16 protein-coding genes are annotated in these 22,637 nt (G+C 70.1%); 5 read left to right on the top strand and 11 right to left on the bottom strand.

Annotation, left to right across the window (positions count from 1 at the left end; all coding sequences use genetic code 11):
* Positions 1 to 6: 6 nt before the first annotated feature.
* Both FKR81_RS18555 and FKR81_RS18550 read right to left on the bottom strand, forming a co-directional pair.
* On the bottom strand, positions 7 to 6,549 hold the full coding sequence (locus tag FKR81_RS18555; RefSeq protein WP_146353340.1) for a type I polyketide synthase: 6,543 nt from the start codon (positions 6,547 to 6,549) through the stop codon (positions 7 to 9).
* 13 nt (positions 6,550 to 6,562) lie between these two features.
* Positions 6,563 to 8,173, bottom strand: a complete 1,611-nt coding sequence (locus FKR81_RS18550; RefSeq protein ID WP_222598317.1) for a PfaD family polyunsaturated fatty acid/polyketide biosynthesis protein — start codon at positions 8,171 to 8,173, stop codon at positions 6,563 to 6,565.
* A 151-nt stretch (positions 8,174 to 8,324) separates the two neighbouring features.
* On the opposite strand from FKR81_RS18550, the gene FKR81_RS44360 reads away from it, so the two are divergent.
* The 3 genes from FKR81_RS44360 to FKR81_RS18535 are packed head-to-tail and all read left to right on the top strand — an operon-like array spanning position 8,325 to position 11,615.
* Positions 8,325 to 10,313, top strand: a complete 1,989-nt coding sequence (locus FKR81_RS44360) for an adenylate/guanylate cyclase domain-containing protein (RefSeq protein WP_222598316.1) — start codon at positions 8,325 to 8,327, stop codon at positions 10,311 to 10,313.
* Complete coding sequence (locus FKR81_RS18540) at positions 10,306 to 10,836, top strand: GAF domain-containing protein (RefSeq protein WP_186763041.1); 531 nt, start codon at positions 10,306 to 10,308, stop codon at positions 10,834 to 10,836. Before FKR81_RS44360 ends, FKR81_RS18540 begins: the two co-directional genes overlap by 8 nt.
* Complete coding sequence (locus FKR81_RS18535) at positions 10,833 to 11,615, top strand: S8 family serine peptidase (protein WP_146353338.1); 783 nt, start codon at positions 10,833 to 10,835, stop codon at positions 11,613 to 11,615. Before FKR81_RS18540 ends, FKR81_RS18535 begins: the two co-directional genes overlap by 4 nt.
* Here the strand turns inward: FKR81_RS18535 and FKR81_RS18530 are convergent.
* From FKR81_RS18530 to FKR81_RS18495, 8 genes are all read right to left on the bottom strand, one after another.
* Entirely contained in the window at positions 11,533 to 13,938 is a 2,406-nt protein-coding gene (locus tag FKR81_RS18530; RefSeq protein WP_146353337.1) for a hypothetical protein, read from the bottom strand. The two genes, FKR81_RS18535 and FKR81_RS18530, sit on opposite strands and share 83 nt — an antisense overlap.
* Before the next feature lie 41 nt (positions 13,939 to 13,979).
* Positions 13,980 to 15,371 carry an acyl-CoA carboxylase subunit beta gene (locus FKR81_RS18525; protein ID WP_235921631.1) on the bottom strand — a complete coding sequence of 464 codons (1,392 nt, stop codon included), beginning with the start codon at positions 15,369 to 15,371 and terminating at the stop codon, positions 13,980 to 13,982.
* 17 nt (positions 15,372 to 15,388) lie between these two features.
* Positions 15,389 to 15,907, bottom strand: coding sequence for a sigma-70 family RNA polymerase sigma factor (locus FKR81_RS18520; RefSeq protein ID WP_146353336.1), 519 nt, complete (start codon positions 15,905 to 15,907; stop codon positions 15,389 to 15,391).
* A 9-nt stretch (positions 15,908 to 15,916) separates the two neighbouring features.
* The gene (locus FKR81_RS18515; protein WP_146353335.1) at positions 15,917 to 16,681 is read right to left on the bottom strand and encodes an IclR family transcriptional regulator; all 765 of its coding nucleotides are present in this window, start codon (positions 16,679 to 16,681) and stop codon (positions 15,917 to 15,919) included.
* Between the two features lie 18 nt (positions 16,682 to 16,699).
* Positions 16,700 to 17,038 carry a hypothetical protein gene (locus tag FKR81_RS18510; RefSeq protein ID WP_146353334.1) on the bottom strand — a complete coding sequence of 113 codons (339 nt, stop codon included), beginning with the start codon at positions 17,036 to 17,038 and terminating at the stop codon, positions 16,700 to 16,702.
* Positions 17,035 to 17,271, bottom strand: a complete 237-nt coding sequence (locus tag FKR81_RS18505; RefSeq protein WP_146353333.1) for a hypothetical protein — start codon at positions 17,269 to 17,271, stop codon at positions 17,035 to 17,037. The genes FKR81_RS18510 and FKR81_RS18505 overlap by 4 nt, the downstream gene beginning before the upstream one ends.
* Before the next feature lie 176 nt (positions 17,272 to 17,447).
* Positions 17,448 to 17,873, bottom strand: coding sequence for a response regulator (locus FKR81_RS18500; RefSeq protein ID WP_146353332.1), 426 nt, complete (start codon positions 17,871 to 17,873; stop codon positions 17,448 to 17,450).
* A 79-nt stretch (positions 17,874 to 17,952) separates the two neighbouring features.
* Positions 17,953 to 18,411 carry a GbsR/MarR family transcriptional regulator gene (locus FKR81_RS18495; protein ID WP_235921630.1) on the bottom strand — a complete coding sequence of 153 codons (459 nt, stop codon included), beginning with the start codon at positions 18,409 to 18,411 and terminating at the stop codon, positions 17,953 to 17,955.
* A 100-nt stretch (positions 18,412 to 18,511) separates the two neighbouring features.
* On the opposite strand from FKR81_RS18495, the gene FKR81_RS18490 reads away from it, so the two are divergent.
* On the top strand, positions 18,512 to 18,952 hold the full coding sequence (locus FKR81_RS18490; RefSeq protein ID WP_146353331.1) for an NAD(P)-binding protein: 441 nt from the start codon (positions 18,512 to 18,514) through the stop codon (positions 18,950 to 18,952).
* A 54-nt stretch (positions 18,953 to 19,006) separates the two neighbouring features.
* Complete coding sequence (locus tag FKR81_RS18485; RefSeq protein WP_146353330.1) at positions 19,007 to 21,268, top strand: helix-turn-helix transcriptional regulator; 2,262 nt, start codon at positions 19,007 to 19,009, stop codon at positions 21,266 to 21,268.
* A gap of 366 nt (positions 21,269 to 21,634) precedes the next feature.
* Here the strand turns inward: FKR81_RS18485 and FKR81_RS18480 are convergent, their stop codons facing one another.
* Positions 21,635 to 22,420 carry a helix-turn-helix transcriptional regulator gene (locus FKR81_RS18480; protein WP_186763039.1) on the bottom strand — a complete coding sequence of 262 codons (786 nt, stop codon included), beginning with the start codon at positions 22,418 to 22,420 and terminating at the stop codon, positions 21,635 to 21,637.
* Between the last annotated feature and the right edge of the window lie 217 nt (positions 22,421 to 22,637).

Raw genomic sequence — 22,637 nt, 5'->3', positions numbered from 1 at the left:
CCTTTCCTACGACCGGGCCACGAGCGAGACGCCGAACAGCTCGGAGATGACCGTGCCGTCCTCGCCGATGAACGCGATGTCGCACTCGACCGCGTCCTGCCACACGCCGACCTTCGTCAGCACGCACCGCGTCCGCCCGCGGTGCAGACCGCGCTGGTACGTCCGGCACTCGGCGACGCTCATCGGCAGGCTCGCCTTGCCGAGCACGTGCCGCGCCCACAGCACCGCCAGCTGCAACCCGCCGTCGACGGCCGCGGGGTCGGTGTTCCAGACCTTGCCGCACCACCCGGCCTGCCGGGCTCCGGTGACGGTCGCGACCGCGCCGCCGTCCGACACCCCGTGGACCTCCTCGATGACCTGGAACTTCGGTCCGTGGAAGAGGGTGTGGCCGTCGTAGACGTCCGATCCGACCGGCTGGAGATCGCCGGGCTCCTGCCACGTGCGCGGTTCCTGGCGGGTGCCGATCCTCGCGCGGTAGTGCCCGGTGATCTCCAGGCGGCCGTCAGCGCGACTGACCTTCACCCGGTCGCCGTCGGCGTGGAAGTTGTCCAGCCGGATCTTCCGCAGCACCTTGACGTCCTCGACCACCGTCGACACCGCGGTGAACCACTCGAGCGCCATCGCGATCGGCACGACCGGCGCGCCGGCGATGTCGTGGTCCTCGAGGTACGGGTGCGTCCTGGCGCTGAGCTGGATCTCGCCGTGGTGCGGCTTGTCCTCGTCGTCCTCGCCCGCGGCGATGACCACGTGCACGTCCCCGTCGCTGTTCACCTCGTCGACGAACTGCCGCGCGCCCTCGCTGATCGGGATGAGCGGCACGCCCTGGCTGTGGAAGTGCTGCGCGAGCGCCGGGTTGACCATGCCGCCCTCCCACGGTCCCCACGCGATCGACTTGACGACGCACCCCGGCCGCTTGTGCGCGTGAGCCACGTGGTTGAGCACCTCGTTGGCCATGGCGTAGTCGCACTGCCCTGGGTTACCGGCGAACGCCGAGATCGACGAGAAAAGGCACAGCGTCCTGATCGGGTCGTTCCTCGTGGCGTCGAGCAACGCCCTCAGCCCGCCGACCTTGGTGTCGAACACCCTGTCGAACTGCTCGTCGGTCTTCTCCGCGATCGCCTTGTCCGCGATCACCCCGGCGCCGTGGACGATGCCCGTGATCGGACCCAGCTGCCGCGCCTTGGCGAGCGCCTTGGCCAGCGCGGCCTCGTCACGGGTGTCGACCGCTTCGTAGACGACCTCGGACCCGGCTTCGCGGATGCGCCTGATGGTCTCCTCGACCTCGCGGGCCGCCTTGACGTTCGCCAGCTCGGCGTTGATCTGCCGCGGCGTGCGGCCCTGCTGGATGAGCTGCTTCTTCAGCTCGTCGGTGTTCCTGTCTTCCTGTCGTTCCTGTCGTTCCGTCCGTCCGAGCAGGACCAGCTTCGGCCGGCACTGCCTGGCCAGCTCGATGAGCGCCTCGGCCGTGACACCTCGCGCGCCGCCGGTCGCCACGATGACGTCGTTCTGGGTGATGTGCCTGGTCTTGGCCAGTTCCGCCGCGACCGCTTCGATCCTGGTCCGCTTGCCTTCCTTGCTCAGCCCGATGTCCGGCGTCGACCCACCGGTGAGCAGCTCCCTCGTGATCGCCTCGGCGATCGCGGCCGACGTCCGCCTGCCGCGTTCGCAGTCGATCGCCTTGACGCTGGCCTCCGGCCACTCGGCCGCCGCGGTGCGGGTGAGGCCGGCGATGCCGCCCACCCAGGCCCTCTCGGGGTTCTCGCCGCTGATGCCGAAGTCGCCGCCGGTGTCCTGCACGGTCACGAACACCTTGACGTGTCCGGCCACCGTCCGCGCCACCTCGAAGACGTCCCGCTGCACCTCTCGTGCTTCCTGCGGGGTGCGGACGTCCTTCAGCCCGCCGAGGTGGATCACGCCGTGCGTACCCGCCGCGACCTGGTCCACCTTCTCCGCGTCGATGCCCGCGGCCTTGAGCCTGGCCACGACGTGCGCCGCCACTCCCCTGCCGTCATCGGTGACCACGATCCTGCCGTCGCGCAGGCCCGTGAGGGTCAGGCCGCACGGGTCCGACTCCTTGGTGCGCACGGCCAGGCGGACCAGGGTGCTCGGTGCCTGCTCGGTGCTGATGTGCTCGGTGTTGACTTGCTCGGTGATGCTGGGCTGCGCGGTGGTGCTGCCGAGGCGTTCGGTGATCTCGCCCAGGGTGCGGAGCTTGCCGAGCTCGACCGGGTCCACCTCGGGGAGGCCGGGCACCGCACGCCGCACCGCGGAGAGGATCTCGACCCGCTTGATCGAGTCGATGCCGAGGTCGGCTTCCAGATCCATGTCGGAGGCCAGCATCTCCGCCGGGTAGCCCGTCTTGTCCGCCACCACGTCCAGAACCAGCTTCTCCAGGTCCGCCAGCGACTCCGCCACCTCGGAGGTCACCACCGGCGCGACAGGCGCGGCAACAACCGGGGCAGCGACTGCGGACTGCGCCGCGGGCTGGCTCGGGCCGCCCAGCCGCTCGGTGATCTCACCCAGCGTCCGCAACTTGCCCAACTCCACCGGATCAACCTCCGGCAGACCAGGCACCGCACGCCGCACCGCCGACAGAATCTCCACCCGCTTGATCGAGTCGATGCCGAGGTCGGCTTCCAGATCCATGTCGGAGGCCAGCATCTCCGCCGGGTAGCCCGTCTTGTCCGCCACCACGTCCAGAACCAGCTTCTCCAGTTCTGCCAACGACTCCGCGGCCACCACCGGCGCGACAGGCGCGGCAACAACCGGAGCCGCAACCGGAGGCGTCACCTGAGCAGGAACAACCGGAGCGGCGGGCTTGCTCGGGCCACCCAGCCGGTCAGTGATCTCACCCAGCGTCCGCAACTTGCCCAGTTCCACAGGGTCGACCTCCGGCAAGCCCGGCACAGCACGCCGAACCGCCGAGAGGATCTCGACCCGCTTGATCGAGTCAATGCCCAGATCGGCCTCGAGATCCATGTCCGCGGCCAGCATCTCCGCCGGGTAACCGGTCTTGTCGGCCACCACGTCCAGAACCAGCTTCTCCAGGCCCGCCAACGACTCCGCTATCTCAGCCACCACCACTGGCGCGGCAGCGACCGGAGCGGCGGCCGTCACGCGTTCCGGGTAGTCGCCGGAAGTCGACACCGCAGGCGGCGCGCCGTGGAGGCGCGAGATGATCTCACCCAGGGTCCGCAGCTTGCCCAGCTCGGTCGGCTCCAGCGTCGGCAGCCCCGGCACGGTCCGCCGCACGGTCGCGAGGATCTCGACCCGCTTGATCGAGTCGATGCCCAGGTCCGCCTCGAGATCCATGTCCGCAGCGAGCATCTCCGCCGGGTAACCGGTCTTGTCCGCCACGACGTCCAGGACCAGCTTCTCCAGATCCGCCACCGCGGCAACGGGTTCAGCGACGACGGCCAGAGGCGCGGCAGGTGTGGGCACCACGGGCACCCCGCCTCCCAGGCGGGAGATGATCTCGCCGAGCGTGCGCAGCTTGCCCAGGTCCGTCGGCTCGAGGTCGGGGAGACCGGGAACCGTCCGGCGCACGGTCGCGAGGATCTCGACCCGCTTGATCGAGTCAATGCCCAGGTCGGCCTCGAGGTCCATGTCGGCGGCCAGCATCTCGACCGGGTAGCCGGTCTTGTCCGCCACCACGTCCAGGACCAGCTTCTCCAGGTCCGGACCGGCCGCGGCCGGAGCAGCCACAACCGGAGCAGGCGCGACAACGGGCGAGTCGGGCATCCGAACCGAAGGCACGACAACCTCCGAAACAGCGACGGGAGCGGCGGGCGGGTAGGGCTTGCCGTAGTTGGCGCCGGACAGCTTCTTCACCATGCGCGGCTTGCTCTCGACGGGCTCGGCGGGCGGGGCGACGTGCGCCCACAGCGCGTCGAAGTCGGCGGCCACGCCGTTGACGGCCAGCTGCCCCAGAGCGGAGAACAGCGCGGTGACCCCGTGCTGCCCCTTGCGGTCCAGCGACACCGCGACGAACGGCCGGGACCCGAGGATCTTGCCGACCAGCCCGGTCAGCGTGGAACCCGCCCCGACCTCGACGAACGTCCGGACACCGGCCGCGTACATGGCCTCGATCTCGTCGACGAACCGGACGGGAGCGGCGAGGTGCCCGGCGATGCGCGACCGGATGGCAGCCGGGTCAGCGGGGTACACGGAAGCGTCGGTGTTGCCGTAGACCGAGATGCGCGGCGGAGAAACCGCAACGGAACCGAGGAACGAAGCCAACGCCGTGGTCGCGGACGCGACCAGGGGCGAGTGGAACGCGGTCGAGGTGTCCAGCCGCCGGCAGGTCACGTCCATGGCGGTGAAGTGCGACTCGACGGCCGCGATCCCTGCAGGCGTCCCCGACACGACCACCTGCGAGGGCGCGTTGTGGTTGGCGATCCACACACCATCCACATCGGACACGACGGCGAGCACGTCGGCGTGCGACGCGGACACGGCCATCATCGAGCCGGCGCGCCCGGCCGCCTGCATCGCCTCGCCGCGCTGCCGGGCCAGGCGAACCAGGGTGGCGCTGTCGAAGGAACCCGCGGTGTGCAACGCGACCAGCTCGCCGAAGCTGTGGCCCGCCACGGCGTCCGGCGACACCTTGAGCGAGTCGAGCAGAGCGAGCTGCGCCAGGCTGGCCGCGGCCAGCGCGGGCTGCGCCCACTCGGTCGCCGTCAGAGCGGTCTGCTGGGCCGAACGCTCGTCCGCGGAGAACACCGGAACCGGGAACACGTACTGGTGCACGGGCAGGACGTCGGCGACCGAGTCCCACACGGCGCGCGCGGCCGGGAACTCCATCGCCAGGTCGCCACCCATGCCGACGTACTGGCTGCCCTGACCGGAGAACAGGAAACCCACCTGGCCGGGGTCCGGGTCACCGCAGGCGTAGGTGACGCCGGGAACGGTGGTGCCGGACGCGATGGCGGAGACGGCGAGCGAGAGCTTGGTCGCCAGCTCGGCGGCGGACTTGGCGACGACCGCCAGCCGGGCCTCGTCGGTGGGCACGAAGGAGGTCTGCGACGAGCGGGCGATGTCGGCCAGTGGCGCGGCGAGGTCGACCTGACCGGCGCGCGTCACCAGCTCGGCCGGGGTGGCGGCGGAGAGGAGCACGAGCTCCGCCGGCGCGCTGTGCGTGCGCCACGGGGTGCGGCCGCCGTGTCCGGGCACGTACTCCTCCAGGGTCAGGTGGAAGTTGGAGCCGCCGAAGCCGAACGACGACACGGACGCGCGGCGCGGGTGCGCCGACGAGCGGATCCACGGGCGCGCCTCGGTGTTCAGGTACAGCGGAGACGACGCGAGGTCGAGCTTCGGGGACGGGGCGTCGACCTTGATCGTCGGCGGGAGGACCTTGTGGTGCAGGGAGAGCACGGCCTTGAGCATCCCGGCGGCACCGGCCGCGGACTTGGTGTGGCCGATCTGCGACTTCACCGAACCGAGCGCGCACCACTGGGAGTCCGCGCGGCCGCTCTCCGAGAACACCGTGCGCAGCGCGGTGAACTCCGCCAGGTCGCCCGCCGTCGTGCCGGTTCCGTGCGCCTCCACCAGTTCCACGGTCTCCGGGCCGTAGCCCGCCGAGGAGTACGCGCGGCGCAGCGCACGCGCCTGGCCCTCGGGCAGCGGGGCGTAGATCGCGGTGCTGCGGCCGTCGGACGAGGTGCCGACGCCCTTCAGCACGGCGTAGACGTGGTCGCCGTCGCGCTCGGCGTCCGCGAGGCGCTTCAGCGCGAACATGACCAGGCCCTCACCGAGGATGGTGCCGTCCGCGTCGGAGGAGAACGGCTTGCAGTCACCGGACGGCGACAGGGCCGGGGTCTTCGAGAAGCACATGTACATCGTGATGTCGTTGAGCGTGTCGACACCGCCGGTGATCACCATGTCGGACGTGCCGAGCATCAGCTCGTTGACACCGGCCTGCAGCGCGGCCAGCGACGAGGCGCACGCGGCGTCGGTGGTGCAGTTGGTGCCGTGGAGGTCGAACTTGTTGGCGATCCGGCCGGCGACGACGTTGGACAGCAGTCCGGGGAAGGACGCCTCCTGCCACGGCACGTAGTGCGAGGCGATGCTGTCGCACACGGCCTCGGCATCAGCGACGCCGTGCTCCCGCAACGCCTTCAGCCACACCGGGCGCTGCAACCGGGAGGCCATGGTCGCCAGCAGCTCCAGCGGAGCCGTCCCGAGGATCACCGAGACCTTGTCGCGGTCCAATGAGGACAGTGATCCGCCGGTGGCGTCGCGCAGCACCTGCTCGGCGACGATCAGCGACAGCAGCTGCGTGGTGTCGGTGGCGGGGATCTGGTTCGGCGGCATGCCGAACGCCAGCGGGTCGAAGTCGACCGGCGACAGGAACGCGCCGCGCTTGCCGTAGGTCTTGTCGGGCGCGGACGGGTCCGCGTCGTAGTAGTCGGAGATCAGCCAGTGCGACGACGGGACGTCGGTGATCTGGTCCTCGCCGCGCAGCACCGAACGCCAGAAGCCGTCCACGTCCGACGAACCGGGGAGCAGCGCGCTGACACCGACGACGGCAACAGGGATGCGCTTGGACATCTGCGACAACTCCTCAGATCAGGTTTCGAGGGGCGAAGGCGAAGGACTGAGCGGGCACCGGCACGCCGTACGTGCGCAGCTGGTGGGCACGAGTGATCACCGCGGCCCCTTCGAGCAGGTTCAGCGCGACCTGCACGACCGTCCGCGCGGACGGCGATGCGAGGAAGCTGTCGGCGGTCCACCGGTTGAACGCACCCATCGCGGGACCGCACCAGATCTGGAAGTCGACGCGCCGCGACGCGTCACCGTCGATGGCCCAGCGCGAGGCCTTGCCGAGGTACCAGCGGAACAGCAGCGCCATGCGGTGCTTGGGATCCGCCATGGCGCGGTCCAGCTCCGCGGGGTCGCGCTGCCGCCAGAACGCCGCCGTCCCCTCCCAGATCTCGGAGATCGGCGCGCGCAGGACGTCGCGCTCCAGCCGCTGCCGCACCGGGTCGGGCAACGACTCCAGCGACGGGTACGTCCGGTAGGCCTCGTAGAGCTGCCCGGCGCGCGCGGCGAACATCGTGCCGCGCCGCAGCACCTGCAGCTTCACGCCCTGCTCGAACATGTCGGCGGCGGGCGCCATGATCACGTCGGCGATGTCGGCGGAAGCCAGCATCTCCCGCGCTTCTGGAGAGATGCCGGCCTCGACGCACGCCTGGTTCACCGAACCGGTGACCACGTACGCCGCTCCGAGGGCGAACGCACCGGCGACACTCGCCGGTGTGCCCAGCCCGCCCGCCGCGCCGACGCGGATCGGGCAGCCGTGCGACGCGACCACGCTGTCGCGCAGCCCGAGTATCGCGGGCAGGAGCGACACCAGTGGCCGGTTGTCGGTGTGCCCGCCGCTGTCGGACTCGACGGTGATGTCCTCGGCGACCGGCACGCGCGCGGCGAGCGCGGCCTCCTCGGCGGTGATCTGCCCGCGGTCCAGCAGGACGCGCAGGATCTCGTCCGGCGCGGGCGACATGAACTGCGCGGCCACCTCGGGCCGCGACACCTTGGCGAACACGCGGGTCCGGCGCGTCACGACGCCGTCGACGAGCCGCAGCCCGGCCACCGCGCAGCGGACGACGGCCGGGGTGAGCGCCATGAACGCCGACGCGGACACGATCGGCACGCCGCGCGTGATCAGCAGCTCGGCGACCCGCTCCTCGACCGACGGCTCGTTCGGCGAGTGGATCAGGTTGACGCCCCAGTTCGGCAGCGACCCCAGCTCGCGGACCAGCTCCTCCACCGCTTCCTCGACCCGAGCGGGCGCGAGCCCACCGGCGCCGAAGAACCCGAGCATCTCGGCCCGCGCCATCTCGATGACCATGGTCGTGGTGGCGATGCCGTTCGCCATCTCGCCCGCGATGTAGGGGAACCGCACGCCGTGCGCCTCGCAGAACGACCGGTCGCCCAGCCACTCCGGGTACAGCGGGGGCAGCGTGCCGAGCAGCCGGTAGCCCGAGTCGGAGGCCAGCGCGTCGCCGCCGAGCGCGATGCCGACGCCGTTGCTGTGCCCGTGGCCGGCCAGCACGTGCACCGGCTCGCGGATCTCCGCCGCGATCTCCGCGATGCCCTGCGGGTCGAACGCGGGCTGCCGCGCGCCTGGAACCCAGGTGGCGACGGGCGCGTGCGACCGCCGAAAATCAATCACCTGCGCAGTGGTCGAGCCGTGGTCCGCCGACACGGTGTCCCCTTTGAATGATGGAAATGATGTAACGCACCCCCTGTTACGTCTCGATCCGTGTGCAGGGTCGGCCGCGAATCGAGATTTCTTCTACTGTCGTCTCACTTCGCTGATCTCCATGGAGGCGAACCTGAGCACCCGAGCGCGCACGACCGTCCCCGCCGTGGTGTGGCTGCTGCACATGGCGCTGCCACTGCTGGGGCTCTGGCTGCTCGGCGCGCAGCCGGTGTTCGACGTCCACTGGGAGGACCACCCGGCGCACTTCTGGCTGGTCGCGGGCGTGGCGGCGGTCAGCCTGGCGCTCGCCGCGCGGGTCAACGAGCAGGCGCGCGCACGTCAGGACGCACGCCTGTTCCTCGTGTCGCTGGCCTTCATGACGGCGTCCGGGTTCCTGGCTCTGCACGCGCTCGCGACGCCGACCGTGCTGGTGCACCACCCGAATCCGGGCTTCTCGATGGCTGCTCCGATCGGGTTGTTCCTGGCGAGCGTCGTGGCCGTGCTGTCGGCCGTCGAGTTCGGCGCGGGCGGTGCGCGGCACGTCGTGCGCTGGCAGCTGCCCGCGCGCATCGGTCTCGTGCTGATCCTGCTGGCGGGCGGCGCGCTGAGCTTCGCCCGCGTGTACGGCACGGAAGGTGAGGCGCACGGCCCGCTCGTGCCCGTCGCCGCCGTCGGCGCGCTCCTCTACGTGGTCGCCGCGGCGGGCTACTACCGCGTCCACCGCCGCAGGCCGGCCGCGATCCTGCTCAGCGTCATCACGGCGTACGTGTTGCTCGCCGAAGCACTGGTAGCGATGGTGTACGCCCGCAACTGGGCCGCGTCGTGGTGGGAGTGGCACCTGCTGATGCTGCTGGCGTTCGGGTTCGTCGCCTACAGCGCGCACGGCCACTACCAGCGCGAAGGCACGAGCTCAGGGCTGTTCAACAGCGTGGCGCTGGAGCAGACGCTCGACGAGGTGCGCCGCGAGCACGCCGCCGCGATCGAAGCGCTCGTCGAGTCCATGATGGACTCACCGGACGAGGCGAAGCTGGGCCGCGTCACGGCCAGGCTCGCCGCCGACTTCGGCCTGACCGAACGCCAGGCCGAGGTGCTCGAGCAGGGCGCGGCGGCCGTCGCCAGGGAACGCGACCAGGCGCAGAAGCTCGAAGCGCTCGTCGAGGTCGGTCTGCTGTCCCGCGTCAGCATGCCGGAGGGCAGGCTGCTCGACGCGGTCACGACGCTCGCGCAGGACGCGTTCGGCCAGGTCCGCCTGCAGCTCGTCCGCGCGGGGAAGCTCGACCACGACGACGAGCTGACCGCGGAGGTGATCGGCACGAGCGAACCGGCCGCGAACGCCGACCGGGTCGTGCTGCCGCTGACGGTGCGGAACCGGGCCGTGGGCGTGCTGGAGATCTGGGGCGCGAAACGCGGAGACCCGGTGCTGCGGTCGCTCGCGAGCCAGGTCTCCACCGCGTTGGAGAACGCGCGGCTCTACCAGCACCTCGACGGCCTGTTCCGCAGCTACCTCTCCCCCGACGTCGCGCAGGCGCTGATCGCCGACCCCGCGCAGACCGCGCTCGGCGGCGCGACGGCCGAGGTCACCGTGCTGATCGCAGACCTGGCCGGGTTCACGACGTACTCGGAGAGCACCGCGCCGGCCGAGGTCGTGCGCATGCTCAACACCTACTACGGCGAGATCGTCCCGCGCGTGCTGCACCACGGCGGCACCATCACGCAGTTCGTCGGCGACGCGGTGATCGCGCTGTTCAACGCCCCCGTGCCGCAACCGGACCACGCGGCACGCGCCGCACGAGCGGCGTTGGACCTGCAGGCAGCCTCGTCGCGCATCGCGAAGCCCGGCTGGCCGCTGTTCCGGGTCGGCATCAACACCGGGCCCGCGCTGGTCGGCAACATCGGCAGCGAGTCCATGCGGCACTTCACCGCGATCGGTGACACCGTGAACCTCGCGGCACGCCTCGAAGGCGCGGCACCCACGGGCGGCGTGGTGATCAGCGCGAGCACCCGCGCCCAGCTGCCGGACGCACCCGTGACGCCGCTGCCCCCGATCACGGTGAAGGGCAAGGCAGAGCCCGTCGAAGCGTTCCTACTCCGGGGAGATGGCGATGGATGACCTGCGGCGACTGCTCGACTCCGTGGTGGCCACCGCGCAGCACGTCACCAGCGCGCGGGCCGGTTCGGTCGCGCTCGTCGAGGGCGGCGAGCTCGTGTTCCGCTCCGCGACGGGCCCGCAGGGACACGCCCTGATCGGCGTCCGGCTCCCGATCGGCAGCGGCATCGCGGGCTACGCGGTCAGCTCGGGTCAGGCGATCGCGCTGGACGACGTGCGCGAAGACCCGCGCTTCGCCCGCGACCTCGCCGAGTCGCTCGGTTACGTGCCGCGCGGCATCGTCGCCGTGCCGCTGGACACCGATGACGAGGTCGTCGGCGTGCTGGAACTCCTCGACCCGGCGGGCGAGGTCGAACTGGACGTCCTGTCCCTGCTCGCGCGCCAGGCCGCGCTGTCGATCACGCTCGCCCGCGCCTTCGGCGCGCTGACCGGCGACACGGAGGCCGCCGAGCTGGCCAAGCGGCTGAGCAGACTCGGCGACCGGGAAAGACTGCTGGTGCGCGCGTTCCTGGACTACGTGGGATGAGGCCGGCGTGGTCGTGGCAGTTCGACAAGGAGACCTCGCGCGAGGTCACGCTCCCGGTCACCCGTGACTGGGCGTGGGGCGACGCAACCGGCGCGGACGTGAAGGTCGCGGTGATCGACAGCGGCGTCGACGCGACGCACCCGGCCGTCGGCCCGGTGGCGGGCGCGGTACTGGTCGACGGCAGGGAGCTGGTCGAGGGCCCGCACGACGACGCGTTCGGGCACGGCACCGCGTGCGCGGGCATCATCCGCCGCACCGCGCCGGACGCGGAGATCTACAGCGTCCGCGTGCTCGGCACCTCGTTGAGCGGCACGGGAAACGCACTGCTGACCGGGTTGCGCTGGGCGCTCGACCAGGGCGTGCACGTGATCAACCTCAGCCTGAGCACCAAACGGCGCGAGTACGCCGCCGCGTTGCACGAGCTGGCCGACCGGGCCTACTTCGGCAACACCGTGCTGGTCGCGGCGGTCAACAACGTGCCGGCGGTCAGCTATCCGGCCGAGTTCTCGTCGGTCATCTCGGTCGCCGCCTGTCCGGGTGACGACCCGTTCCTCGTGCGGTACAACCCTTCGCCGCCGGTCGAGTTCGGCGCACCGGGGATCGGTGTGCGCGTGCCCTGGCCCGGTGGAGGAACCGTGACGGCCACCGGCAACAGCTTCGCCGCCGCGCACATCTCGGGGCTGGTGGCGCGGATCCTCAGCAAGCACCCCGGCCTGACGCCGTTCCAGCTGAAGTCGATCCTGCACGCAGTCTCCGACACTCCTCCAAGGCACGCTTGACCCCGATGTCATCGACGTAGCGACTCCCGAAGACGATCAAGCAGTCTTCAGCGAGCTCACGCAACTTCACCTGAGCCTCATCCAGACAACCTGCCCGCATGAGAGCAGTTGCCTCCCAGTACCGTCGCCGGCAGTCCATCCCGAGCGCGTACTGCTGGTTTCTCTCCTCACGCAACTCCATCAGCAGCCGAACGGCTTCGCGCTCGTTGCCACACCGCCCAGTCCAATGTGCAATCGCTCGTCGGAGTATGAACACGTACAGGTCCTGTGGATCACCTGCCTGTTGGTACTCATCAAGCAGATCGTTGTAGCGCCTCAGCGCACGTTCGAATTGGCCGGACTCGCCAATGCAGTCAGCCAAGCTGAGCTCAACGCTCACCGCGTGAGAGCTGAACCGCCCTGCAGTCCGTCGCTGATAGGACACGAGGTCCTCGTACTCGGCGATGGCCCGGTCATACTCCCTCGCGCCTTCGAGTTGTCGAGCTCGCGTGTATCTCAACGTGAGGCGGGTGTCAGCGGGAGCTCGTCTCTCGACGAGCCAACCTTCGACCTCATCCAGCAGCTCAACGGCTCGTGCAGGTGTTGTGCACACGGCCACAGCGTCCACATATCCAAACATCATGGAGTAAGTGAGCCAGTCGTTGACGTCCAGGTTGTCAAGGCAATCCTCGATCAGCTGCAGATACATTCGTGCGGCCTCACGCGACTCACCCGCTTGACCGAGCCAGTGAGCGATTCCTCTCTGGATGAGCAACATGGTTCGGTGTCGCCTACCCAGGACAGGAGCAGCTTCTCCGTACAACGCTTGGAGCGCCCGCAGGGACTTGCGGACGTTGATGCCCTCGCCGCACTCCCAGGCGACGCCGAACCTCGCCTCGATCGTTTCCTCATGATCGCGCCCCAGCCTCGCCTCGAGCTCGTCGGCTGTTCGATGCAGGAACTCGAGGTGCGCGACCTGACCGTCTCGTTCACGGATCACGTATCCACGGTCGAAACGCGTGCCCGGATGAGACTCCGACGCGCGCTCGAACGCCAGCTCCGCTTGGTCGAGCCTGCCCCAGGTCCAAGCCAGCCGCCCGATGTCCTCGAGCTCGTCGACACGTGCCCCGGCGATGAACGCCTCGAAGGCGTCCGCCGGAATCGTCTTTCGCTCCACGGCGTCGATCAGGTAGTCGAAGGCCAGGTATCCGCCGTTGTCGTCCGGTAGCAGAAGACTGCTGGTGGCCCGAAGCGGCGAGGTGGCCCACGCAACAGCTTCATCGATCGACTCCGGACGCAAGCGCAGACCACCACGCCGCTGAAGATAGGACTCGTGGGCAGCCACCAACACATCCAGCGGCAGAGGTCGATGCATCCCCGCCCGTCGAGCGTCGACACTGGCAAGAACCAGCGCGGCTGCGCGGGGATGAGCGCCGGGTGCCCACGCGTCCCGCCAGGCAGCAAGAAGCTGGGGCCCGGCGGCGAGGTACTCCGCGACACCGAACTGATCAACGTGCTCGAGTGCTTCCTCTACTCGTGAGTCGCGCGACTTCAGCTCCTCGGCACGCCGAACCTCTTCTGTGCTCCACGATCGCGGCAGGTCGATGCGGGTGGCGAGCCTCAGCACCTCCCAGCCCTGGCGAATGGTCTCCCAGCTGCGAGTCGCGTCAGCCGCGGTCGTCGCGCCACCGCAGAAGTACGAGTACTCCTCCGATCGCATGGTCGCCACGATGCTGTGCCCCGCACCCAGCACACTCGATATTCCAGCCCCGGTGAACCCGTCTTCCCCGAGGAAGCGCTCGATGTCGTCCAGCCACAACACCGCACGGGATGTGGAGAGCATCGTCTCGACCGCGGCACTGGCACCGGCGCGTACACACGGCTCAACCAGCCGGTGGTCGGGGAACAACGAGCGCACACATTCGTAGGCGGCACGTGACTTCCCCGCCGTGGACTCCCCGACGAGAAGCACGAAGCCGTCACGAGTGATCAGCGAGGTCAACTCGTCCATCACGTCACGCCGCACGAAGGTCGGCACGCGTTCGAGAGACTCGACGAGTGCGGCCGGGTGGACGCCGAGCTGCACGGGGTCGCCCAGGTCACGCACCAACGGCAGGCGGCCGCGGTGGTCGAACCTCAACACAGCCCGATGGGTGTCCTGGCGATCATCGCGGGACTTCAACACCGCGGCGGCCCGCGTGGTGGATACACCGGCGACGATCGCACCCACGGCAACGACGACAGACGAGATCACAGCAGGTACCGGGAGTTTGGTGAGCGCAGCACCAACCGCCGCGACGAGCGAAGCCACCACGACAAGAACCCAGATGAACCGATGCCGCATCGCCCCTCCCAACGGAGGATTGTATGCGCCCAAACCGTCGATTACAGCGGGATGTTGCCGTGTGCGCCGCGGCCGGGCGGTGCGGCGGCCAGTGCCTCGGCGAGCCGGGACCGCGTCGACGACGGCGCGATCACCTCGTCGACCACCCCGAGCTCCAGCGCCCGCGCGACACCACCCGCGACGCGGACCTGCTCGGCCACCAGCGACGCGCGCAGCTCCTCACGCGAGTCATCCGGCGCGGCCGCGAGCTTCTTGCGGTGCAGGATGTTCACCGCTGCCGAGGCGCCCATCACCGCGACCTCGGCGCCGGGCCACGCGAACACCGCGGAGGCACCGAGAGCCCGCGAGTTCATGGCGAGGTACGCGCCGCCGTAGATCTTGCGCGTCACCAGGGTCGCGCGCGGGACGACCGACTCGGCGAAGGCGTGCAACAACTTCGCGCCGCGCCGCACGACACCGCTGGTCTCCTGGGTGAGCCCCGGCAGGTAGCCGGGCACGTCGACGACCACGACCAGCGGCACGCCGAATGCGTCGCACATCCGCACGAACCGCGCGGCCTTCTCCGCGGACGGCGAGTCGAGGCAGCCACCCTTGCGGATCGGGTTGTTCGCGATGACGCCGACCGCGTGCCCGCCGAGCCTGCCCAGCGCGATCACGATGTTGGGCGCCCACTTGGGTTGCAGCTCGACAGAAGCGCCGTCGAAGATCTCCCGCACCAGCGGCCGCACGTCGTAGGCGCGATTGGCCTGCGGAGGCAGGAAGCGGGACAGGTCAGCGGAATCGTTCACCGCCGAGAAGTGCCCGCGATGCCCCAGCAAGGAGGTCAGGAACCTGGCGTCCCGCAGGGCTTCCGAGTCCGACTCGGACGCCACGTGCACGACGCCGGAGCGGCTGTGCGTGTCCGGGCCACCGAGCATCTCCATGTCGACCTGCTCGCCGGTCACCGACCGCACGACGTCCGGCCCGGTCACGAACACCCGCCCGGCAGGTCCCATGACGACGACGTCGGTCAACGCCGGCCCGTACGCACCGCCACCGGCCGCGGGCCCCAGCACCACGGAGATCTGCGGCACCTTGCCGGAGGCGCGGACCATCGCGGTGAACACGTGCCCCACGGCGTCCAGCGCCTCGACGCCCTCCGCGAGCCGCGCGCCACCGGAGTGCCACAGCCCCAGCACCGGCATGCGGTCGGTGAGCGCGGCGTTGATGGCGTCGACGATCCGGCGGCAGCCCTCGGAGCCCATCGCGCCACCCATGATGGTGGCGTCGGTCGCGTAGGCGATGGCGGGACGTCCGTGCACGAGTCCCAGCCCGGTCAGCACACCCGACGCGTCGCGCGGGGTGATCAGGCGCATCGAGCCGACGTCGAACAACGACCGCAGTCGCAGTTCGGGGTCACGCAGGTCCAGCGGCGAAACGACCGCAGTGGTCACGGAAATGGCTCCTCGGACTAGGCGGCGACCAGCTGCGAGCGGAGCGCGCGCAGTGCGGAGTTGACGCGGGACTTGACGGTGCCGACAGGAATGCCGAGCACGGAAGCGGTCTCGTCCGGGCTACGACCGTGGAAGTACATGTGCACGACCACCGCGCGGCGGTTCGGGGTCAGCTTCGCGACGGCCTCGTTGACCGTCAGCGACGTGACGACGCGCTCGGCCTCGCAGTGCGGCGACGGGATGAACGGCAGCGCCGCGTCGCTCGCCTCCTGCGGGCGGCAACGCCGGTGCCGCAACCGGTCGACGACGATGTTGCGGGCCACCGTGACGAGCCACGGGCGGCAGGTGTCGAGCTGCGACGAGAGGTCCGCCTTGCGCCACGCGCGGAGGAACGTCTCCTGCATGATGTCCTCGGCCAGGTGCGCGTCGCCGAACGTCAGCGTCATCAGGTAGCGGAGGAGGAACCGGCCGTGCCGGTCGTACAGCTCGGCGAGCTGCGGTCCGTCCAAAGAGGATCGTTGAGTGGGGAGGTTCATGACCGCTCCTCAGGCCGAGACCGAGTCGGGACGACCGGAAGCCAGCGCCATGGACGCGGCGTGTGCTGCGCGGCGGACGCGGTCGGTCACCATCGCCGGGGTGAACCGCTCGGCCGGTCCGCTCACCGAGATCGCCGCGATCGCGCGGCCCTCGCGGTTCAGCACGGGTGCGGCGACGCAGTTGACGTCCGGGTGCGTCTCGCCGAGGTCGAACGCGACACCGGCGCGCCGGGTCCGGCGCAGCTCGGCCGACAGGACCAGCGGCTCGTCCAGGTAGGTGAGCACCGAGCGCTGGACGTTCAGCGAGGAGAACGCGAGCAGCGCCTTGCCGAGCGCGGTCGTGTGCGCGGGCAGCACACCGCCGACGCGTGATGCCAGCGGGCTGCGGCGGTGCCCGTAGATCTTCTCGACGCAGTGGACGTCCGCGCCGTCGAGCGCTCCCAGGTGGACGGTCTCGTGCGTCAGCTCGTAGAGGTCCTGCATGAACGGCAGGCCGACCTCGCGCAGGTCCGGGAACCCGGCGGCGACCATGCCGGAGATGCCGCGCAGCCGGTCGCCGAGGCGGTAGCTGCCGGACAGCCGCTCGACGACACCGGCGGCCTCCAGGATCCCCAGGAGCCGGTGGCTGGTCGACTTCGGCAGCCCGGTGCGGCGGGCCAGTTCGGACGCGCCGAGGCTCTCGCCGCGGTGGTCCCACGCTTCCAGCACTGCGAATGCCTTTTCCACGACGGCACGGTTGGCCTGTGCGACGGAGTCGAGACGGGTGATGGTCATCGCGATTCCCTCCTGCTCTTAGGCCACTGCGCTGAGGTGGCGGGGCTTCTTGCGGGCGAAGGAGATGCTGGCCCGGCACGCGGCCAGCAGGCGGGTCGTTGCGGCGCTTCTCCCGCCGCCGCAACGGGGACAGCTCATCAACACGGTCAGCGACAACTCGTCCACCACGACCGTCAGCGCCGTGTTGCACGAGCGGCACCACCGGTGCCGGGTGACCTGGTTGACGTGCGTCGAAGAGGAGACGCACTGGTGGATCCACCTGCCGTGGACGTGGCACGTGAGGCGCTCGTCCGGCGAGATCTGGCCGTTGTCCTCCGCGCGGTCCTCGGAGGCGAGGTGCCGCTCCAGCGGGCTCATGCCGCCAGCTCCGTGGAGACGCGGAGCTCGATGCGGCGGGCGTGCTCGTAGCTGGCGGCGGCGTACGCGAACTCCTGCGCCGCGTCCGGTCCGCCCTTGGCTGCCACCTGCTCGTGCATCCGGCCCTTGGCGCGGTACCAGGCGGCTACGGACTCATCCGACGCGCCGGCACCCGGACGGCCGTAGAAGAGCGCCGTCATCTCGATCATCGGGTTGAGAGGAGAAACGTTCATCTCGCTCGCCTCCGGCGTGTTAGGTGTCCGCTTTGACACTCCAAACTGTGCTCCGGATCACAGCGAGACTCATCGGTCGGCAGACCGAACCTGTGCAGGTAGTTGAGGAGCCAACGATCAGGACCGAAGTCCACCCGGATCTACGTCATCCGACGTAGCCCGCTGGTGGAAGGGGGTCAGCAACCCGACTTGCAGGCGTTGCGCAGCGCGCGGAGCAGCCGCTCCGAGGAGCCGTCCTTGGTCAGGAACTCGCACGCGCCGGCGGCGAGAGCACTGGGACCGAGGGTGCTGCGCAGACTGATGGCGACGACGGGGACGCTCAGCTCTCCGGTGAGCTCACGGAGCAGCTCGAGCCCGTCCTGGACGTTCGGCATCAGCACGTCGACGACGGCGACGCAGGGGTTGGCCGAGCGCGCGAGCTCCAGCGCTCGCGCCGTGGATCCCGCTTCGCCCACCACTTCGAAACCGTGGTGCGCGGCGAGGAACGTCCGCAGCGCGTTGCGCACACGGGCGTCGTCGTCCGCGATCAGCACCCTGATGGGTGAGGGCGGCACCTGCCCGTCGCGGACCATGGACAGGCCTCCTACCGAGGTCAGGCTCATCGGCTTCCAGTCAACATCGTCGAGCCTCGAAACTTGAGAGGCGGATGACGCGACCGGAGCGCGACGTTTGTCGCATGTCTCATTTCGCCCGGCGGGCCTCGAAGCGCTCGAGCAGGGCCGGGATCTCGCTGAGCATGAACGTGTAGAAGTCGCGCATGTGCTCCAGCCGCTGCCGCGCGGGCCCGTCGTCGACAGCGGCGATCCCCCGGTCTGTGGACTGGAGTATGAGGTCGATGACGGTGTTCTGCTTGCTGTAGAGGTCGGCCCACGGCTCGGCGCGCATCCGGAAGTGCTCGCTCCTGCTGCTCGGCACGGGTACGCGTTCGACCATGCCGAGTGCGTCGAGCAGCTTGATGGCGCCGGAGAGCGACCCGGCGCTGGCGTCGAGCTGTTTCGCCACGTCACCAGCGGTGAGGCTGGGTTCGTCGGTGAACAGGAACGCGGCCAGCACCCGCGCGGCCATGCGCTGCATCCCGCTCTGCGTCAGCGCCAGTGCCAGGTGTTCCGCCGCGTCGCGGCGACTCTTGTCGTCGGTCACGCGGATAGTCTTCAGAAAATTCCGAAACTTCGCTACTCTTGTCCTCGGTGTGCCGGGAAGTCTGGTCGGCGTGACGTAATCCTGCGGAAAAGGACAGGTCATGCCATCAGCACTCGTGGTCGGAGCGAGCGTCGCCGGACTGGTCACCGCCTACCGATTAGCGCGCAGCGGCTGGGACGTCGTGATCATCGACTCGTCCGTCGCACCGCCCGAGCACCACGTCGTCCCCACCGGGCCGGGACTCGAAGCCGCGCGCCGCATGCACATCCCACCGCTCGGCGAACTGCGCGACAAGCTCGCGATCCGCTGCGGCACGTCGGTCCGCGCGCAGGAGCCCGACCGGTTCGGCGTCACCGTCACGTTCTCCAGCGGCGACGACGAGTGGTTCGACCTCGTCGTCGACACCGCCGCCCGCTTCGGCCGTCTCGACGACTCACTCGCGATCTACGCGGCCGAACTGCTCGGCGACGCGTTCGACATCTTCCGCGACTTCGGCGAAGCGCTGAGCTGGTGGGATCAGGAACTGCACAAGGTCACCTGATGAGAGCAGTTTGAGACAATCGCAGAACAGTGATCTGGTGCTACTTTCGTCCGAGTGGAGAAACTCGCCGAGCGTGACATCGAATTGAGACGGCTGCACGACGAATTGGCCGGTTCGACGCTCGGCACAGGCCGCCTTGCCGTGGTCACCGGCCCACCGGGCAGCGGAAAGACCAGCTTGCTGAATGAATTCGCCACTCAGGCCGCTGAACGCGGGACGCTCGTGTCGAGCGCCGTCTGCTCGCGTGCCGAGCAGGACCGCCCGCTCGGAGTTCTCGCCCAGTTGTTTCCCGAGCTGAGTCCCTTCACAGGGGCAAGTGAAAATGCGCTCGCAATTCATGGCCAACAGATTTGTTCGTTGCTCGACGACCGTGGACCGCGGTGCGTCGTGATCGACGACGTCCAGTACGCGGACACCGCGTCGCTGCAGTGCCTCTCCCGCTTCGTGCTGGGGTCGGCACCGGTGCTGCTGGTGATCAGCACCTGCGCCACGCACTCTGAGTTCCAGCCCGAGCTGCACCTCCGGCTGCCGCTGCTGTCGGTGAACGGGGTCGCCGAGCTGCTGTCGTCACTCGTCGACGAGCCGGTGGCGCACCGGCTGGCGCCCGCGTGCCACATGGCGAGCGGCGGCAACCCCCGGCTCGCGCACGCGCTCGCCGAGGACTACCAGGCTTCCGCGCAGCACGTGCCCTGTGACCTGGTGACCGGTGACGCGTACCGCAAGGCCGTCGTCGCGTGCCTGCACCGGGGCGGCCCCGACCTGCTGCGCGTCGCGTCGGCGCTGGCGCTGCTCGGCGACACCGAGGTGCCGCTGGACGAGCTGCTGGGGATCGAGGACGTTTCCCTTGCCGTGTCGGCGTTGGCGGACATGGGTCTCGTGTCCTACGGCCGGTTCGCACACCCCGCCGCGCGGACCGCCGTGCTCGGCACCCTCGCGACCGACGTGCGTGCGTCGCTCAACCTGCGGGCGGTGCGGCTGCTGCACGAGCGAGGCGCACCCGCGCGCCTGGTCGCGGAGCACCTGATCGCGACCAACCACGTCGAGGACGACTGGGTGCTGCCGGTGCTGGAGGAGGCGGCCGAGCAGGCACTCGAGCACAACGAGCTGCACCTGGCCGAGCAGTGCCTGCGGCTCGCGGTGCGCGCGTGCCCGGACGAACGGCGCCGCACGTCGCTCCTGGTCGGCCTGCTGCGCGCCGAGTGGTACATCGACCCGGCGATCGGCGCGCGCCACGTACCGGACCTGGTGACCGCCGCGCGACGCGGCCTGCTCGCCGGGTGGGACCTGATGGTGCTGATCTACCAGTCGCTCTGGTTCGGCCACGTCGACAACGTGGTGGGACTGGCGGGCATCGTGCCGCGACCGGAGCTGGAGGTGCTCCGACTGTGGTCCAGGTGCTTCCTCCCGTCGCTGACCACCGTGCTCGGCCCGCCGGCCGACGTGCCACCGGACGACCTGCGCGCGCAGTCGTTGCTCGCGCTGAAGGAAGTCCTGTCGGGGCAGGCGGACCGCGCCACTATCGGCCGTCTCGACGGGCTGCTGGAGCGCTGCCTGCCGACCCCTCAACCGTTGCAGCCGGAGCTCATCGCGATCGCCGCACTCGTGTACGCGGGCGAACTCGGACGCGCGCGGTCGTGGATCGACCGGCTGCTCGACGGCGCACCCGGCCGCAACTCCCCTTCGTGGGAAGGCGGTTTCGCCGCTCAGCAGGCGGAGATCTCACTGCGGCTGGGCCGCCCCGAGGAGGCGGCGCGGTGGGCGAACGACTCGCTGACGTGCATGTCGCCCCAGGGCTGGGGCATCGCGATCGGCCGTCCACGCGCCGTGCTCGTGCTGGCGGCTCTCGAACTAGGCGACCTCGACGAGGCCGCCGACCAGCTGCACCACCCGGTGCCCCCCGCGACGTACCAGAGCCTGTGGGGCCTGCACTACGTCCACGCGCGCGGCCGCTACCACCTGGCGACCGGCAACCTGCACGCCGCGCTCGGCGACTTCCTGCGCTGCGGCGACCTGATGACCGAGTGGGCCGTCGACCACCCCGGCCTGGTGCCGTGGCGCGCGTCCGCCGCCGAGGCCTACCGGCTCCTCGGCCGCCCGGACCGCGCGGACGCCGTGCGCGCCCGCTTCCCGGCCTCCCCGTTGACCGACGCGGAACGCCGGGTCGCGGTGCTCGCCGCCTCGGGTCACCCCAACCGGTCGATCTCTCGGCAGTTGCACATCACCGTCAGCACGGTCGAGCAGCACTTGACGCGCACCTACCGCAAGTTGAACGTCACGTGCCGCGAGCAGCTCGCTGACCGGTTGCAGCTGAACTGACCGCGGCCGACGGCGGCACCGGCCACGCACAGCCCAGCCCCACAAGAAGCCAGAGCGCGTGCCAGAGCAGCGAATCACCGCGGTTGACCCCGACGGCAGAATCAATCGCCGGACGGCGCACTCGTTCACCCCTCCGAACCAACAGCCGCCCGGTCACGCCGTAGCAGTGCATCGGGTCAACGAGCCGGGCCACGAACACGAGCACCGTGCCCACAACCCGCCGGTCAGTCGCATGAAGGATCGGGCCGGCCTTCAGCCCACCTGCCAGCACAACTCGTCGCCGCACCGCCAGGCATCAGCGCCAACACCACCCGCGGTCCGCACCAGGATCGCCTGGTCCTCGCATGCCGCCGCACAGCGAGCGCTTCACCGTCCAGGTCGCCTCCCCAACGCGCCGCGCAGCGCAGACGGCGTCTCGCCGACGTGCTCTCGCACCGTCCGACTCAGGTGGGCCTGGTCAGCGAACCCGAGCTCGGCGGCGAGGTCGGTGAGCCGCTCCTCCCCCTGCTCGATCCGGTCGAGCGCCCGCCCCACCCGGACCCGGTTGCGGTACCGGGTGAGCGACACCCCGACCACGCGCGGGAACACCCGGCTCAGCCGGTACGGCGACACCCCGAGGTGCGCGGCGAGCGGCACCAGCCCACCCGCCGCGGGATGGCCGTCGTGGATGACCGACCGCGCCCTGCCGACGAGCGCGTATTCCCCCGGCACCGGGTGCACCGGGGCCGCGAGCGCGGAGCCGAGCAGTCGCACCAGCTGTTCGGCTAGAGCGAAGTCGTGGTCCTCCGCTCGGGCGGCCGCGAGCAACCGCCGGTGGGCGAGGTCGAGCCGCGCGTCCACGTACAGGGCCGGCGCCGCGACCGTGCCGAGCGACCGCCACAGCGCCCGGCTCACCGACACCGCGGTGCACACGTCGCCGCCCGCCGGATGGGCGAACACCTCTTCCTCGCCCGGCACGCCGAGGTACGCCGTCGTCGGGTCGACGTCCGCCACGCCGGACCGCGAACGACGCCGGAACCGCCCGCGCCGCACCAGCACCACCCGGTAGCTCCCCGCGGCCTCCGGTTCCGACCAGCGCGCGTGGTCGTCCCGGCAGGTCACCGAGGAGATGACGAAGCCGGGCCCGGCAGCGATGTCCACAGAGGAGCGCACGGGAAGGACGCTACGCCGGGGGTCTGACAGAAACAGGGCGCAAGAATCTTCAAGGACGCCGGACGGTCCGCGGGCAGGCTGACTGCCACACGAAAGACATCCCAGGAGCTTGAATGTCAAGCAGCAGCCTTCTCGACACGATGCGACCAGGCGGTCGCCTCGTCGTAGTGCGTGCGGGTTTTGAGGCAGCCATGCAGGATGCCGACGCACCGGTTGG

The sequence above is a fragment of the Lentzea tibetensis genome (genome assembly GCF_007845675.1).
Taxonomy (GTDB): Bacteria; Actinomycetota; Actinomycetes; order Mycobacteriales; family Pseudonocardiaceae; genus Lentzea; species Lentzea tibetensis.
Note: the sequence above shows the minus strand (reverse complement) of the source record. Positions and strands in the feature narration are given on the sequence as shown.